The sequence below is a fragment of the Paraburkholderia phymatum STM815 genome, assembly GCF_000020045.1.
Lineage (GTDB): Bacteria > Pseudomonadota > Gammaproteobacteria > Burkholderiales > Burkholderiaceae > Paraburkholderia > Paraburkholderia phymatum.
The window spans coordinates 2042574-2057960 of the sequence record NC_010622.1 but is presented as its reverse complement, the minus strand read 5'-3'; the positions used below and the strand labels follow the sequence as shown (position 1 = coordinate 2057960).

The 15387-nt window shown below is 64.5% G+C and carries 13 protein-coding genes; 8 read left to right on the top strand and 5 right to left on the bottom strand.

Annotated elements, in window-relative coordinates; translation table 11 throughout:
* Positions 1-199 precede the first annotated feature (199 nt).
* The 3 genes from pdxY to glgC form a co-directional block, all read right to left on the bottom strand.
* A complete protein-coding gene (gene pdxY, locus BPHY_RS09155; RefSeq protein WP_012401191.1) occupies positions 200-1063 on the bottom strand; it encodes a pyridoxal kinase PdxY in 864 nt (287 codons plus the stop codon).
* A gap of 277 nt (positions 1064-1340) precedes the next feature.
* Entirely contained in the window at positions 1341-2801 is a 1461-nt protein-coding gene (glgA, locus tag BPHY_RS09150) for a glycogen synthase GlgA (protein ID WP_012401190.1), read from the bottom strand.
* A gap of 181 nt (positions 2802-2982) precedes the next feature.
* On the bottom strand, positions 2983-4251 hold the full coding sequence (gene glgC, locus BPHY_RS09145) for a glucose-1-phosphate adenylyltransferase (RefSeq protein WP_012401189.1): 1269 nt from the start codon (positions 4249-4251) through the stop codon (positions 2983-2985).
* 424 nt (positions 4252-4675) lie between these two features.
* Between glgC and BPHY_RS09135 the strand changes: the two genes are divergently transcribed.
* Complete coding sequence (locus BPHY_RS09135; protein WP_012401188.1) at positions 4676-5839, top strand: alpha/beta fold hydrolase; 1164 nt, start codon at positions 4676-4678, stop codon at positions 5837-5839.
* A gap of 52 nt (positions 5840-5891) precedes the next feature.
* On the opposite strand, the gene BPHY_RS09130 is transcribed toward BPHY_RS09135, so the two are convergent.
* A complete protein-coding gene (locus BPHY_RS09130; protein WP_041763484.1) occupies positions 5892-6878 on the bottom strand; it encodes an LLM class flavin-dependent oxidoreductase in 987 nt (328 codons plus the stop codon).
* Positions 6879-7871: 993 nt separating this feature from the next.
* On the opposite strand from BPHY_RS09130, the gene bamE reads away from it, so the two are divergent.
* On the top strand, positions 7872-8411 hold the full coding sequence (gene bamE, locus BPHY_RS09125) for an outer membrane protein assembly factor BamE domain-containing protein (RefSeq protein ID WP_407671200.1): 540 nt from the start codon (positions 7872-7874) through the stop codon (positions 8409-8411).
* 117 nt (positions 8412-8528) lie between these two features.
* Positions 8529-9560: a patatin-like phospholipase family protein gene (locus tag BPHY_RS09120; RefSeq protein ID WP_012401185.1), complete on the top strand. Its 1032-nt coding sequence runs from the start codon at positions 8529-8531 to the stop codon at positions 9558-9560.
* A 30-nt stretch (positions 9561-9590) separates the two neighbouring features.
* Here BPHY_RS09120 and BPHY_RS09115 read toward each other — a convergent pair whose 3' ends face one another.
* Positions 9591-10199, bottom strand: a complete 609-nt coding sequence (locus BPHY_RS09115) for a class I SAM-dependent methyltransferase (protein WP_012401184.1) — start codon at positions 10197-10199, stop codon at positions 9591-9593.
* Positions 10200-10623: 424 nt separating this feature from the next.
* Between BPHY_RS09115 and BPHY_RS09110 the strand changes: the two genes are divergently transcribed.
* The 5 genes from BPHY_RS09110 (at position 10624) to BPHY_RS09090 (ending at position 15380) form a co-directional block, all read left to right on the top strand.
* Complete coding sequence (locus tag BPHY_RS09110) at positions 10624-11313, top strand: ABC transporter permease (protein ID WP_012401183.1); 690 nt, start codon at positions 10624-10626, stop codon at positions 11311-11313.
* A gap of 28 nt (positions 11314-11341) precedes the next feature.
* On the top strand, positions 11342-12055 hold the full coding sequence (locus BPHY_RS09105) for an ABC transporter permease (protein ID WP_012401182.1): 714 nt from the start codon (positions 11342-11344) through the stop codon (positions 12053-12055).
* A 93-nt stretch (positions 12056-12148) separates the two neighbouring features.
* Positions 12149-12940, top strand: coding sequence for an ABC transporter ATP-binding protein (locus BPHY_RS09100; protein ID WP_012401181.1), 792 nt, complete (start codon positions 12149-12151; stop codon positions 12938-12940).
* Positions 12941-12973: 33 nt separating this feature from the next.
* Entirely contained in the window at positions 12974-14026 is a 1053-nt protein-coding gene (locus tag BPHY_RS09095; RefSeq protein WP_012401180.1) for a GlxA family transcriptional regulator, read from the top strand.
* A 124-nt stretch (positions 14027-14150) separates the two neighbouring features.
* Positions 14151-15380: an aspartate aminotransferase family protein gene (locus BPHY_RS09090; protein WP_012401179.1), complete on the top strand. Its 1230-nt coding sequence runs from the start codon at positions 14151-14153 to the stop codon at positions 15378-15380.
* Positions 15381-15387 lie beyond the last annotated feature (7 nt).

Here is a 15387-nt window from a genome sequence, read left to right as displayed (position 1 = left end):
GTCTTGCTCCGTTCACGAACGTGCCCGTGATCGGCATCACGCTCTTCGTTCAAAAAGCCACGAAGCTGAATCGCTCCTCATTTCGACCAGGGAATCCCGACCACATCTCTGTCGTACAGGGCGAGACGCGCGTCTAACGAGCCTACTGTGGACGGAAGTAGTCGGAGATCAATACGAGAGCGGTATCAAGCCTTGCGCGTTACGCGGGATCCACCACCCACGCATCGAACCAGTCGCGCGGCCGCGCAATGTCGTCCTGTGCAGCGACGATCTCGAGTTCATAACGCCCCGCGTCCCACGTCGCGCGCACCACGGCGTTCACCGCGGCGAGCGTGTGCTCGAACGCGCTGCGTACGGAGTCGCCTAGCAGCGTGCGCGCGACGAACACGGCGCTCGTCATGTCGCCGACACCCACCGGCTGACGCGCGAACGGGTACAGCGGACGCTGGCCCATCCACGCTTCGCGTCCCGTCACCACCAGCATGTTGAAGCGGTCCGCGAGACTGTTGCGATCGAGCAGGTGCTTGACGAGCACCATCTTCGGGCCGCGCTTCATCAGCTCGCGGCACGCGGCGACGGCTTCTTCGACCGTCTCGATCTCGCGCCCGACCAGCCGTTGCAGTTCGCTGTGATTCGGGCACATCACGTCGGACACTTCGGGCATCGTCCTGACGAGAAACTCCTGGATGCCCGGCTCGACGCGGTAGCCCGTCGCCGTGCCCATCACCGGGTCGCAGAAATAGAGCGCGTGCGGATTCGCGGCCTTCACGGCGCGCACGATTTCGATCACGGCCTGCGCCTGCTCGGGCGTGCCGAGATAACCCGACAGCACGGCATCGCAACGCGGCAGCATGCCGATCGCGCCGATGCCCTCGACGAGCGCCAGCATCTGCGACGCGTCGATCGCGCTGCCTTCCCAATGGCCGTACTGCGTATGATTCGAGAACTGCACCGTGTTGAGCGGCCACACGTTGACGCCGAGGCGCCGCATCGGAAACTCCGAGGCGCCGTTGCCTGCGTGCCCGAACACGACGTGCGACTGGATGCTCAGAACGTTTTTCATGTCGACCGATACGGCGCGAGTAGGGCGCCAGAACAAAAAAGGCTGAACGGATGGGCGATCAGATGCGCGTTGCCGATCATTGCGATCGTTGTGTCTGCCGCGCGCGGCCTTTGATGCACCGCTTCGGCGCGATGCGCCGCGCGCCAGCCGGACACGTCACACCCGGTTCTTCACAAGATACATGAGATTTCGCGCGGCGGAATCGATCCCGCCTCGTCGTGTTGCGCCGACCCATCAAAGCGCGCGCCATGACGCGGAGGATCGAGCGCGCGCGAGCTCACACCAGCTCGCGATAGAGCGCGAGATAGCGTTCCGCCGACGCGCCCCAGCCGAAGTCCTGCCGCATCGCGCGGCGCTGCGCCGCCTTCCAGTCGGTACGCCGCGCGTACAGCGCAAAGGCGCGCCGGATCGCAGCCGTCAACGCTTCCGGCTCGAAGCGCTCGAACACGAAGCCTGTTGCGAGATCGTCGGCGATGTTTTCGAGCGACGCGTCCACAACGGTGTCGGCGAGGCCGCCTACACGATGCACGAGCGGCAGCGCGCCATACGCGAGCGCGTACAACTGCGTCAGGCCGCACGGCTCGAAGCGCGACGGCACTGCAATCACGTCGCTGCCCGCGACGATCTGATGCGCAAGCGTTTCGTCGAAACCGAGCTCTACGGCGACGCTCTCGGGATGCGCCTGTGCGACACGCTGCAGGCCGTTCTCGAGCGCGGGGTCGCCCGTGCCGAATACGACCAGTTGCCCGCCGCGCTTGATGATCTCGGGCAACGCGGCCAGCAGCAGATCGAGGCCTTTCTGCTCCGTTAGCCGGCTCACCACGCCGAACAGCAGCGCATCGCTCTTCGCCGCGAGGTGGAAGCGCTCCTGCAGCGCCGTCTTGCACGCGCGCTTGCCGGCGAGGCGGGTGTCGGTGTAGCGCGCGGCGATCAGCTGATCGACCGACGGCTGCCATACCGTGTAGTCGACGCCGTTCAGGATGCCAGACAGATCGTGCGAGCGCTGGCTCAGCAGTCCATCCAGCCCGCCGCCTTGCGCGAGCGTCTGGATCTCGCGCGCATACGTGGGGCTCACCGTCGTGATCCGGTCGCTGTAAAAGAGTCCTGCCTTCAGAAACGACATCTGTCCGTAGAACTCGACGCCGCTCATGTGGAAGAAATCGGCGGGCAGTCCCAGCTGGCCGAACTGGTGCGCCGGAAAGATGCCCTGGTACGCGAGGTTATGGACCGTGAAGATCGTGCGTGCGGGCGGCTTGCCGTGCTCGCGCGCGGCCGCTTTCAGATAGGCGGGCGCGAGGCCCGCGTGCCAGTCGTGTGCATGGACGATCTGCGGCGCCCAGGCCGGGTCGAGATGCTGGGCGAGTTGCGCGGCAATCCAGCCGAGCATTGCGAAGCGTTGCGCGTTGTCGCCGTACGGCACGTGTTCGGCGTCGAGGTACGGATTGCCGCTGCGGTCATACAGCGTTTCCGCGCGGATCACATAGACGAGCAGCCCGTTGGCGGGCAGCGTGCCGCGCGCCAGCGTCACGTTCGATGCGCCGAAACGCTCGCCGATCCGCGCCACCGGCTCCAGATCCGACAGCCCGGCAACCACAGCCGGAAAGCCGGGCAGCAGCACGCGCACATCGGCGCCCAATTCGATCAGCGCGGGCGGCAGCGCCCCCACCACATCGGCAAGACCGCCCGTTTTCAGAAGGGGATACAGTTCGCTTGCGACATGCAGTGCGCGGATCGTCATGGGCCTGAATCCTGTCGTTGAAGGTTGGGTTAAGGGTTGCCGCGCAGGTGTCGCCAGGGAGGCCCGTGCGTCGAAGCGCGTGGGCCTTGCCAAAGCGTGGGCGCGCAACGTGCCGCCGCGCGCACGGCGCCTGCCGTGCCGGGCAGCGCGCGGCCTGCGCGTTCGGGACGGCGGCCGTGCGCTACCGCGCCGTCTGCCGCTTGAGCGCTTCCGCCGTCACCAGCACGACGCCGCTGTCCGTCCGGTAGAAGCGCTCGCCGTCGCGCACGGGGTCTTCGCCGATTACGGTGCCGTCCGGAATGTGGCAGCCGCGGTCGATCACGACCTTGCGCAACCGGCAGCTCGCGCCGATCGACACCTGCGGCAACAAGACTGCCTCAGCGATATTACAGAACGAATTCACGACCACATTCGACGACAGCACCGAGCGCGAAATCTGCGAGCCGGAAATCACGCAGCCGCCGCACACGATCATGTTGGTGCCCGTGCCTTGCAGCCCGTTCAGGTCGCGCACGAACTTGGCGGGCGGCAACTGCTCCTGGTGCGTCCAGATCGGCCAGTTGCGGTCGTAGAGGTCGAGCGAGGGGATCGTCGACGCGAGATCGAGATTCGCGGCCCAGTACGCGTCGATCGTCCCGACGTCGCGCCAGTACGGTTCGACGCTCGGGTCGGAGGACACGCACGACATGCTGAACGGATGCGCGATTGCATTCCCGGACGTGACCACGCGCGGAATGATGTCTTTTCCGAAGTCGTGATCCGTGGCAACGCTGGTGATGTTGTCTTCGAGCAGCGAATACAGGTAGTCGGCGTTGAACACGTAAATGCCCATGCTCGCGAGCGCGATATCAGGGTGGCCGGGCATCGCGGGCGGATCGGCGGGCTTTTCGACGAAGCCCGTCACGCGCCGCTCCTCGTCGACGTGCATCACGCCGAACGCGACGGCCTCCATCCGTGGCACCTCGATGCAACCCACCGTGCAGTCGGCCTTCGACTCGACGTGATCCATCACCATCCGCGTGTAATCCATCTTGTAGATGTGATCGCCCGCCAGCACGACGACGTATTTCGGGCGGATCGAACGGATGATGTCGAGGTTCTGAAACACCGCGTCGGCCGTGCCGCGATACCAGTGCGCACCTTCGACGCGCTGCTGCGCCGGCCACAGGTCGATGAACTCGTTGAACTCGCCCCGCAGGAAGCCCCAGCCGCGCTGCACGTGCCTCAGTAGCGAGTGGGCCTTGTACTGCGTGACGACAGCAATGCGCCGGATGCCCGAATTCAGGCAGTTGGAGAGTGCGAAATCGATGATCCGGTACTTGCCGCCGAAGTGGACGGCGGGCTTCACGCGCTTGTTCGTGAGGGGGCCGAGGCGCGTGCCGCGCCCGCCCGCAAGGACGATGGCGAGCGTGGTGTGTTGCAGATCGTTGAGGCTTGCCGGCGTATCCATGTGCGTCTCCGTGTTATGGGTGAGCCCTGGTGGAAGCTTTTTCTTTGCCCCGGCGTTCTGATTGTTGCATGACGCTGATCGTTGTTCTTGTTTTGCGTGCGACGGCTTGCTTTCGTGTGGGCTGGAACCGTCCACGCACGGCGGATGCCAGCCAGCGATTAGTCTGGACCATGCGCATGCGGCGCGCAACATGCCTCGTTCGGCATGCCACATTCGGCGCGTGGCTCGCCCGGAATATATGCGGGGGCAGGTAAGAAAGGGCTAGCTTGCTGCGCACCAGCCGACGCCGACGGGCAAATTATTCTCCTGACTTGCCTCGCGCACAGCGCGCACGGCAAACGACTCGGGACTTTGGCGGTTGAACGAAGGGTTTTGACGGCCGCCGCTGCGAACGGCGCTGCACGGCGGCGGCAACGCGGGCATCATGACGGGCCTGTCTGCATTCATTGCCAGCCATTCCATCGCCATGACATTCCGTTCACCCTCTGTTGCCGCTTCCCTGATCGCATGCGTCGCCGCGCTGGGCCTTGGTGCTTGTGCCAGCCGACCCGCCACCCAACTCACCACCCAACTCACCACACAACCCGCCCCGGGCTCGTCCGTGACGTCGGCCGTTCCTGCTGCTAACGGTTCGGATAACGGCCCGGCATACGGCCCGGAACTGCAAGGCTTCGAATATCCGGCGCCCGTGCATCAGTTCGGATTCACCTCGCAAGGCGAGGCGCTGCACATGGCATATATGGACATTGCACCCGCGCATCCTAACGGACGCACCGTCGTGTTGCTGCACGGCAAGAATTTTTGCGGCGCGACATGGGGCGACTCGCTCGAGCGGCTGTCGGCGGCGGGGTATCGCGTGATCGCGCCGGATCAGATCGGCTTTTGCAAATCGAGCAAGCCGCAGCGCTACCAGTTCAGCTTCCAGCAGCTCGCGCGCAACACGCATGCGCTGCTCGAATCGATTGGCGTGAAGAACGCGGCCATCGTTGGCCATTCGACGGGCGGCATGCTCGCCGTCCGCTATGCATTGATGTACCCCGGCGAAACGCAGCAGCTGGTGCTCGTCAATCCCATCGGACTCGAAGACTGGAAGGTGAAGGGCGTGCCGCCGCTGTCCGTCGACCAGTGGTACGAGCGCGAGCTGAAGACGACAGCCGACGGCATCCGCCGCTATGAGCAGGCGACATACTATTCGGGGCAGTGGCGCAGCGCTTTCGAGCCGTGGGTGCAGATGCTCGCGGGGATGTATCGTGGACCGGGCAAAAAGGAAGTCGCGTGGGACTCCGCGCTGTTGTACGACATGATTTATACGCAGCCGGTTTTTTATGAACTGGGGCAGGTGAGCGTGCCGACGCTGCTGTTGATCGGTCAGAAGGATACGACGGCGATCGGCAAGGATTCAGCGCCGCCAGAGGTGCGCGCGAAGCTCGGCCATTATCCGGAACTGGGTCGCGCGGCCGCCAAGGCGATTCCGCACGCGACGCTGGTTGAGTTTCCCGAGCTGGGGCACGCACCGCAGATGCAGGATCCCGCCGCATTCCACAAGGCGCTGCTCGATGGACTGGCCGCCGTTCCCGCCAACCGCTGATAGCGGGTGACGCAAGCGCAGGCGAGCGTTGCCTTCGCCTGCGGCGTGCCTGTCAAGCGAGTTCGTCTCGCACCCGGGCGCCGATTTCGAACGAACGCAGCCGTGCCGCGTGATCGTAAATCTGCGCAGTCAGCATGAGTTCGCTGGCGCCCGTCTGGTCGATGATGGTGCGCAGGCCGTCGCGGACCGTGTCGCGGTCGCCGATGACCGAGCAGGCGAGCGAATGTCGCACGTTGCTCATTTCCATCTCCGATGCCGCGAGCTGATCCACGGGCGGCTGCAGTTGGCCCGGCGTGCCGCGCCGCAGGTTGATGAACTGCTGCTGCAGCGACGTGAAGAGGCGCTGCGCTTCGGCGTCGGTGTCGGCGGCAAAGAGGTTCACGCCGACCATCGCGTAGGGCTTGTCCAGTGTTTCCGACGCTCGGAACTGCGTGCGGTACACATGCAGCGCCTGCATCATGTAGTCGGGCGCGAAGTGCGACGCGAATGCGAACGGCAGGCCGAGCGCCGCCGCCAGCTGCGCGCTGAACAGGCTCGAACCGAGCAGCCATAGCGGCACCTTCAGACCCGCGCCCGGCACGGCGCGCACGCGCTGGCCCGGCACGGGCTCGCCGAAATAGCGCTGCAATTCGACGACGTCATCGGGAAACGAATCGGCGCTGCCATGCAGATCCCGGCGCAGCGCGCGGGCCGTGGTCTGGTCGGTGCCGGGCGCACGGCCAAGGCCGAGGTCGATACGCTCCGGATACAGCGATGCAAGCGTGCCGAACTGCTCGGCGATCACGAGCGGCGCGTGGTTCGGCAGCATCACGCCACCCGAGCCGACGCGGATCGTTTTCGTGCCGCCCGCGACGTGCCCGATCACCACGGCAGTCGCGGCGCTCGCGATGCCCGTCATGTTGTGATGCTCGGCGAGCCAGAAACGCTTGTAGCCCCATTGCTCGGCGTGTTGCGCGAGATCGAGCGTGTTGCGAAAAGCGTCGGCCGCGCTCGCGCCTGCCGTGATGGGAGAAAGATCCAGAACGGAAAAAGGAATCATGGCAAAAGATGTGCGGCCAACCATCGCCGTTTGCAAGGGCGACGCACGGACCGTCTGACGTGCGGAAAACGGGATTCTGCCAAAGCGTTTGCGTTCCTGCTGGCGGCCTGATCATGCCCATGACGCCAGCAGGGTCGGTGCCGCGCGAAACGGATGTCGGCTGGGCGCGAAGCACAAAACCCCTGAAAACAGGCCCGATATCAGGCCCGATATGCGTCGCGCCGCGTATCGACTGTCGCCCGTGCGTGTGCCGTCGCACGGACGTTTCGCGCGCGCGAGCGTTATGGTGCAAGCGTCGCCGCTCTGGCTGCGGATCTGCGCGACGCGGTCCGCCTGACGAGGCGGCGGCCTCCACGGACCTCGACGCCGGTCGGCCCGTCACGTCACGCGTAGGTCGGCTACGCAGCGCACACCCGGACGAACCGGGCCGACCGGGTCAGCCGGGCATAGGCAGGCTGCCCGTTGTATGCGCGCGACTGGTCCGGCTGCATCGGCATTGAGCCTCGCGTGCGGGCGTCCGCGTATTTCAGCCTGCGGCCCGATTCGTCAGCCCATTCGGTGTAAACGCGCTCTCGCGCAATTGCCGGGCGGACGCTAGATTGTCAGCATTTGCAGGATAGTCGAGGGGCCAGCGGCTGCCGTCATGGCAGCCGTCCATAGTGGTGAAAATTGCGTCGGCCAGAGGCACGTGTGGCTTCTGGCCGAAACGCTAGCCGTTTTGGCGGCATGTGCCCGCCTGCCTCGTCGCATGCAATATCGTCTCATGCGCGGTTTGTCCTCCACAGCGTTCATCACGCGTCGCAAGCGATCCCGTCTTTCGTGTCCGGGACATTGCCTGCGAAATCTCGCGTAGCAATTCTTTAACTTTCCACACACATCCGCACGACGTTCCCACGCGAACGGGCCGCCGCACAGGTTATGCTCTGTGTCGTCCATACGTTTGTGTTCCGCATGTCATCGAAGATGATTACTCGCACCTCGTTGCGCAACTTGATGCTTTCCGTGGCTGTGGTGGGCGCGTTGTCCGCGCTTGCCGGCTGCGACGACCAGCAGAGCGAGCAAGCCGTGCAAAAACTCAAGGAATTTTTCAACACCGTCAAACCGGATGCGCTGCTTCTCAAAGGCCTGACGCCTGGCGTCACCACGCAAGCGCAAATCCGCGAACAGATGGGCAAGCCTGAAACGGAGCGCACGTTCACCGACGGCTCGAAGCGGTTCGAATATCCGCGCGGCCCGCAAGGCCTCAACACGTACATGGTGGACATCGGCCCGGACGGCATCTTGCTGTCGATCACGCAGGTGCTGACGGCCGCGAACTTCGCGAAGATCCGCCCCGGCATGACGGAAGACGAGGTACGGCGTCTGCTGGGTAAACCAGGTGAGGTGGCCGTCTATCCGCTCAAGCCCGAAACTGTGTGGAGCTGGAAGTGGCGCGAAGGCGGCGTCACGCAAGAGGGTTTCTTCAATGTGCATTTCGACGCCAATCACGTCGTCTACACGACCTCTCGCTCGGATGTGATTCGCGGGCATTGAGCGCACGCGGCCGGACAGGCGGGCGTGGCGGGCGCAAAGCCTGCAAACGCCCGTAAAACAAAAGTCCGCCGCGCGAGTCCAATCAGAAAACGCCTGCAAACAAGGGAGAAAACAACAATGGCCATTCGTCGGCGCTACAAGCGCATCGGCCTCGTGCTCGGCGGGGGCGCCGCGCGCGGCTGGGCGCACATCGGCGCAATTCGGGCATTGCACGAGGCGGGCATCAAGCCGGATATCGTCGCGGGCACGTCGATCGGCGCGCTGGTCGGCGCCGTCTATGCGAATGGCGATCTCGACTGGCTGGAAGATTGGGTGACGCGGCTCACGTGGCAATCGGTGGTGCGCCTGCTCGACCTGCGCCTGTCGGGCGGACTGCTCGGCGGCAAGAAAGTCATCCAGGTGTTTGCGAACCGCTTCAACGGCTGTGCGATCGACGAATTGCGGATGCCGTTCGCGGCCGTCGCGACGGAGCTCGATTCCGGCCGCGAAACCTGGCTGCAGGACGGCGGCGTGGTGGATGCCGTGCGCGCATCCATTGCGATTCCGGGTCTGTTCACGCCGGTGCTGCGCGAAGGCGTGTGGCTCGTCGACGGCGGGCTGTCGAATCCCGTGCCCGTGTCGGCCGCGCGCGGCATGCGGGCCGACTGCGTGATCGCCGTCGATCTCAACAACGATATTCTCAATGGCCGCGATTTCGGCGGCGCGGTGGTCGATCTGCCGCCGTTGCCGGCGGAAGAACTCGTCGAGGCCGCGGTCGAGGCGTCCGAGTCGCTGACGCTCGATCCCGACGCGCCGCCGCCCGCGCTCGCGACGCCTGAGCCGCCGATGCTGCTGCGGCGCAACGGCAAACCCTTTCCGGGCTGGCTGCAGCCTTCGCCGGAAGAGTATTCACGCGATGTGCGCGTGCCGCCCGCGCCGAGCGCGCGCGTGCCGTCGATGCTCACGTCGGTCGCGCAGAGCATCGACATCATGCAAGTGCGGATTACGCGCAGCCGCCTCGCGGGCGAGCCCGCCGACATCCTGATCCAGCCGCGCCTGGGCGGCATGGGCATTTTCGATTTTCACCGCGCGGAGCCGGCCATCGCGGAAGGGCGCGCGGCCGTCGAGGCGATGCTGCCCGCCATCCGCGCGTGCCTCGGCACCGACTGACTCACGCGATCGGTACAGCGCGTTCCGCGCTCAGAGCCCGCCGCCCTTCGCCGCGATAATGCGGCACACGCGCTTGCCGGAACTTGCGCTCGTCGTGTCGTCGGCGAACAGCAGCACGCAATCGGTGAGGGCATTCGTTACGAGCGCCGGGTCGAAAGCCGAATACAGGCGTCCATCCGGCTGGCGCGCATCGGCGTTGTCCGTCGCGCGCCACGACAGATACAGCATGCCGTTCGGCCGCAGAATGCGTAGCAGGTTGTCGACCGCATCCGTGATCGCGTCGGCGGGCAGATGCATCAGCACGGTTTCGCAGACCACGTTATCGAACTGCTCGTCGATTTCGGCGAGCGACGGCAGCGTCGCCGTGCGAAACGCAATCTGCGGATAGAGCCGGCGCGCTTCATCGAGCAATGCCGCCGACGCATCGTACCCCGTCACGCGATACCCGTGCCCCGCGAGCCAAGCGGCATCGCGCCCATTGCCGCAGCCAATGTCGGCCGTCTTGCCCGCAGGCAGCAGATGCGCTTCCCAGAGCGCGTACACATCGTCTGGGGGCGGCTGGTCGAGCCATTCGCGCGAATAGCGGGCGGCGTCGCGCGTGTAGGCGTCGAGTGTCTCGGAATCGGGATGAAGCGGCATGCGGCGATCCTGTGTCAGAAGCGTCGTGTGGCAGGAAGAGAATCCAGTCTAACGCGAGCGCGATGCGAGGGCTTTTACGGCGCGCGTCCTGCCAGCATCGAGCTCGCGTGTCTTTCAGGGAAAGCCCCAATCGGCGCGGGTTGGCGCGCGTGCGGGCGGCTTTGCGCGTCTATCGAAAAAGCGACCCGAAACTTGCGAAATCGCGGCAGGCGCGGCACGTGTGCCGCATGCTTACAAACGGATAGCGCCCGGCACTGCGGGCATTCAACGCGCGCCGCATCGTGCCTGCGTGTATGTTGCGATGCACAAGAGGCGGCGGTCCCTGTTTGAGCAAATCATTTTCGCTTGCCAGTATCCGCGCCATGCCGCAGCGGGTGCGGCTTTCCGATCCACCTCTCGCTTTGCTTCGACACAGGAGACACACGTGTTCCTCTATGGCTTTGGCCCGGTGCTCCTCGACGGTACGATCAAGACGGTCGAGCTGTCCGTTCTTTCGCTGGCGACGTCCGTCGTGCTCGGCCTGGTCGGCGCGGCGGCGAAGCTCTCGCTCAACCGGCCGCTGCGGGCACTCGCGACGGGCTATACGACGCTGATCCGTTCGGTGCCCGATCTGGTGCTGATGCTGCTGCTGTTCTACAGCATCCAGATCGCGGTCAACAACCTGACCGACGCGCTCGACCTGCCGCAATTCGACATCGATCCGTTCATCGCGGGCGTGCTGACGCTCGGCTTCATCTACGGCGCGTACTTCACCGAGACCTTTCGCGGTGCGTTTCTCGCCGTGCCGCGCGGCCAGCTCGAAGCGGGCGCGGCGTACGGCATGAGCGGCGCGCGGGTATTTGCGCGCATCCTGTTTCCGCAGATGATGCGCTTCGCGCTGCCCGGCATCGGCAACAACTGGCAGGTGCTGGTGAAGGCAACGGCGCTCGTGTCGATCATCGGTCTCGCCGATGTCGTCAAGGCCGCGCAGGACGCGGGCAAGAGCACGTTCAACATGTTCTTCTTCATTCTCGTCGCCGCGCTGATCTATCTGGCCATTACGACCGTGTCGAATCTCGTGCTGATCTGGCTGGAAAAGCGCTATTCGATCGGCGTGCGGCACGCCGAACTCTAACTCGCGCAACGTGCAGGAGACGACGTTCATGATCGACATTCTCAATCAGTTCTGGCGCGCGTTCCTTTACTGGGACGGTCAGCGCCTCTCGGGACTTGCGGTGACGCTGTGGCTGCTGGTCGCCTCGATCGGCATCGGCTTCGTGGCCTCGATCCCTCTCGCCGTGGCGCGCGTGTCGAAGAAGCGCTGGCTGTCTACGCCCGTGCGCCTCTACACCTATGTGTTTCGCGGCACGCCGCTCTACGTGCAGCTGCTGCTGATCTACACGGGCATGTACAGCCTCGAATTCGTGCGCTCGCACGCGCTGCTCGATGCGTTCTTCCGCAGCGGCTTTCACTGCGCGATTCTCGCGTTCGCGTTGAACACCTGTGCGTACACGACAGAGATTTTCGCGGGCGCGATTCGCGCGACGCCGCATGGCGAAGTCGAAGCCGCGCGCGCTTACGGGATGAGCTGGCTCACGATGTACAGGCGGATTGTGATACCGTCCGCGCTGCGCCGGGCGCTGCCGTTGTACAGTAACGAGGTAATCCTGATGCTGCACGCGACCACCGTCGCATTCACGGCCACCGTGCCCGACGTGCTGAAGGTGGCGCGCGATGCGAACTCGGCAACCTATCGCTCGTTCGAGGCATTCGGCCTCGCGGCGCTGATCTATCTTGCTGTATCGTTCGCGCTGGTTGCGCTGTTCCGGCGCGCGGAGCGCCACTGGCTCGCCTACCTGGCCGTGCGCCGGCATTGACCACGCTGCGTGCCGCGGCGCAATGCAACATGGACGGCGGCACGACTTCACTTCAGCATCCCGTTTCACCCGTCTTCACTCTGGGAGAGCAACTTGCTCCACACGACTCAAACGGAAGCCTGCAAGCTCGCCGTGCAGGACATCCACAAGCGCTATGGCGACAACGAAGTGCTGAAGGGCGTCTCGCTGAATGCCAACAAGGGCGACGTGATCAGCATCATCGGGGCGAGCGGGTCGGGCAAGAGCACCTTCCTGCGCTGCATCAACTTTCTCGAGCGGCCGAACGCCGGGCAGATCGTCGTCGACGGCGAAGCGGTGCGCACGAAAACCGACCGCCACGGCAACTTCGAGGTCGCGGACCACAAGCAACTGCAGCGCATCCGCACGAAACTCGCGATGGTGTTCCAGCACTTCAACCTGTGGGCGCACATGAACGTGCTGGAGAACGTGGTCGAGGCGCCGATCCACGTGCTCGGCGTGCCGCGCAAGGAAGCGGAAGACCGTGCCCGCGAGTACCTGGAGAAAGTCGGCCTTGCGCCGCGTCTGGAGAAGCAGTATCCGTCGCACCTGTCGGGCGGCCAGCAGCAGCGCGTCGCGATTGCGCGCGCGCTGGCGATGAACCCGGACGTGATGCTGTTCGACGAGCCGACTTCCGCGCTCGATCCCGAACTGGTCGGCGAGGTGCTGAAGGTGATGCAGAAGCTCGCTGAAGAAGGCCGCACGATGATTGTCGTGACGCACGAAATGGGCTTTGCGCGCAACGTGTCGAACCATGTGATGTTCCTGCATCAGGGGCGCACGGAAGAAGAGGGCGTGCCGTCGGAAGTGCTGGTGACGCCGAAGAGCGAACGCCTGAAGCAGTTCCTGTCCGGCAGCCTCAAGTAATCGGGTGTCCCGACCGTTCCTTCGTACATCGCAATGCCTCGCCCGTCGTCCAGCCCGGCCCGCACGACCCAGGTCGCGATCGTCGCGTTGCCGCCCGTGTCGATGTCGGGCGTCGGGCCGATCGTCGATGCGCTCAATCTCGCCAATGAAATCGACGGCCGCGCGCTGTACCGATGGCAGGTGTGTTCGTGGGACGGCCGCCCGGTGCCGCTCGCGGGCGGCGCGCTGTGGCCGGCCGATGCTGCGTTCGGCGATGCGATTGCGTGCGACTGGCTGATTATCGTCAGCGAGCGCTTTCAGCAATTCGCGGACTACCGGTTGTTTCTTGCGAGCCTGTCGCGTGTCGGGCAACGCACGCCGCTGGTGACGGGCATTCATCATGGCGTGTGGTGGCTCGCGATGGCGGGGCAGCTATCCGGCTATCGCGTGAGTGTGAACTGGGAGACGTATCAGCAGTTCATCGAGCAATTCGAGCGTTCCATCGTCACGCAGCAGATCTTCGAAATCGATCGCGACCGGGCCACCTGCGCGGGCGGCCAGGCGACCGTCGATTTCATGCTGGCGATGATCGGGCGCGAGCATGGTCCTGAACTTGCCGAACGGATCGCCGATACGATGGGTGTCGGCACGCTGCGTTCCGGCGAAGAGCGGCAGCGCATACCGTTTGTGACCGCGCCTGGCGAGCGGCATCCACGGTTGAATGATGCGTTGCTGCTGATGGAGGCGAATATCGAGGATCCGTTGACGTCGGATGAGATCGCTGGATTGGTCGGCGTATCGCGCCGACAGTTGGAGCGCTTGTTCCGGCAGTATCTTGGCTCGATGCCTTCGAAGTACTACCTCGGTTTGCGTCTCGCGAAGGCGCGTACGCAGTTGCAGCGGACCAGCAAGTCCGTTGTGCAGATCAGTCTTGCATGTGGGTTTTCTTCTGCTGCGCATTTCTCCAATGCCTACCGTGAGCGGTTTGGCGTGACCCCGCGTGAGGAGCGGCGCAACTGGATCGAGAAGCAGCACGGAGCGGGTGTTGCACGCGCTGGGGTGGATGAGCCGCGGGCGGGGGCGTTGATCGAAAGGCCAGAGGTTTAAGGGTTTCATGTCTTCGACTGCGTCGCAGACATAAAAAAAGAACCCGTCGCTTCCACGCAAGAACATCCCCCCACTGTCACCTAAACTACGGATCATTACTCTGAACGAGCCTCGAGGATCCACCATGAACGACCAGAATGTGACCCGCCAGACTTTCGACGAAGTCATGGTCCCTGTTTTCTCGCCGGCGTCCTTCGTCCCCGATCGGGGGCAAGGCTCTCGTGTATGGGACACGCAAGGCAAGGATTACGTCGACTTCGCGGGCGGCATCGCCGTCACGGCCCTCGGTCACGGCCATCCCGAACTGATGAAGGTTCTGCACGAGCAGGGCGCCAAACTCTGGCACATCGGTAATGGTTACACCAATGAACCCGTGCTGCGTCTCGCGAAGCGCCTCGAGGAACTCACCTTCGCCGAGCGCGCGTTCTTCGCGAATTCGGGCGCCGAAGCCAACGAAGCGGCGCTCAAGCTTGCGCGCCGCGTCGCCTTCGACCGTCATGGTGCCGACAAGTACGAAATCATCTCGTTCACGCAGTCGTTTCACGGCCGCACCTTCTTCACGGTGAGCGTCGGCGGCCAGCCGAAGTACTCGGAAGGCTTCGGACCCGTGCCCGCAGGCATCAGGCATCTGCCGTACAACGACATCGCAGCCGCACGCGCCGCCATCGGTCCGAAGACCTGCGCCGTCATCGTCGAGCCGGTGCAGGGCGAAGGCGGCGTGATTCCCGCCGATCCCGCCTTCCTCAAGGCGTTGCGTGAAGCCTGCGACCAGCACGGCGCACTGCTGATTTTCGACGAGGTGCAAACGGGCGTCGGCCGCACGGGCTTCTTCTACGCATACCAGGACACGGGCGTGACGCCCGACATCCTGACGACGGCCAAGGCACTCGGCAACGGCTTCCCGATCGGCGCAATGCTGACCACGAACGAACTCGCCGCGCATTTCAAGGTCGGCGTGCACGGCACGACGTATGGCGGCAATCCCCTCGCAACCGCGATCGCGCTGAAGGTGGTCGATCTCGTCAGCGACCCGAAGCTGCTCGAAGGCGTGCGCACGCGCAGCGAACAGCTGAAAGCGAAGCTCGCGAAGATCAACGAACGCTTCGGCATCTTCAGTGACGTGCGCGGCAAAGGCCTGCTGATCGGCGCCGAACTTACGGATGCCTATAAGGGCCGCGCGAAAGACTTCGTGACGGCGGCTGGCAAGCATGGCGTGATCATGCTGATGGCGGGTCCGGACGTGCTGCGTTTCGCGCCGTCGCTGATCATTCCCGTCGACGACATGAACGACGGCCTTGCGCGCTTCGAAAAAGCTGTCGAGGAAGTCGTCGGCGCCGTCGCAATCGCCAAGTAACTCGCCC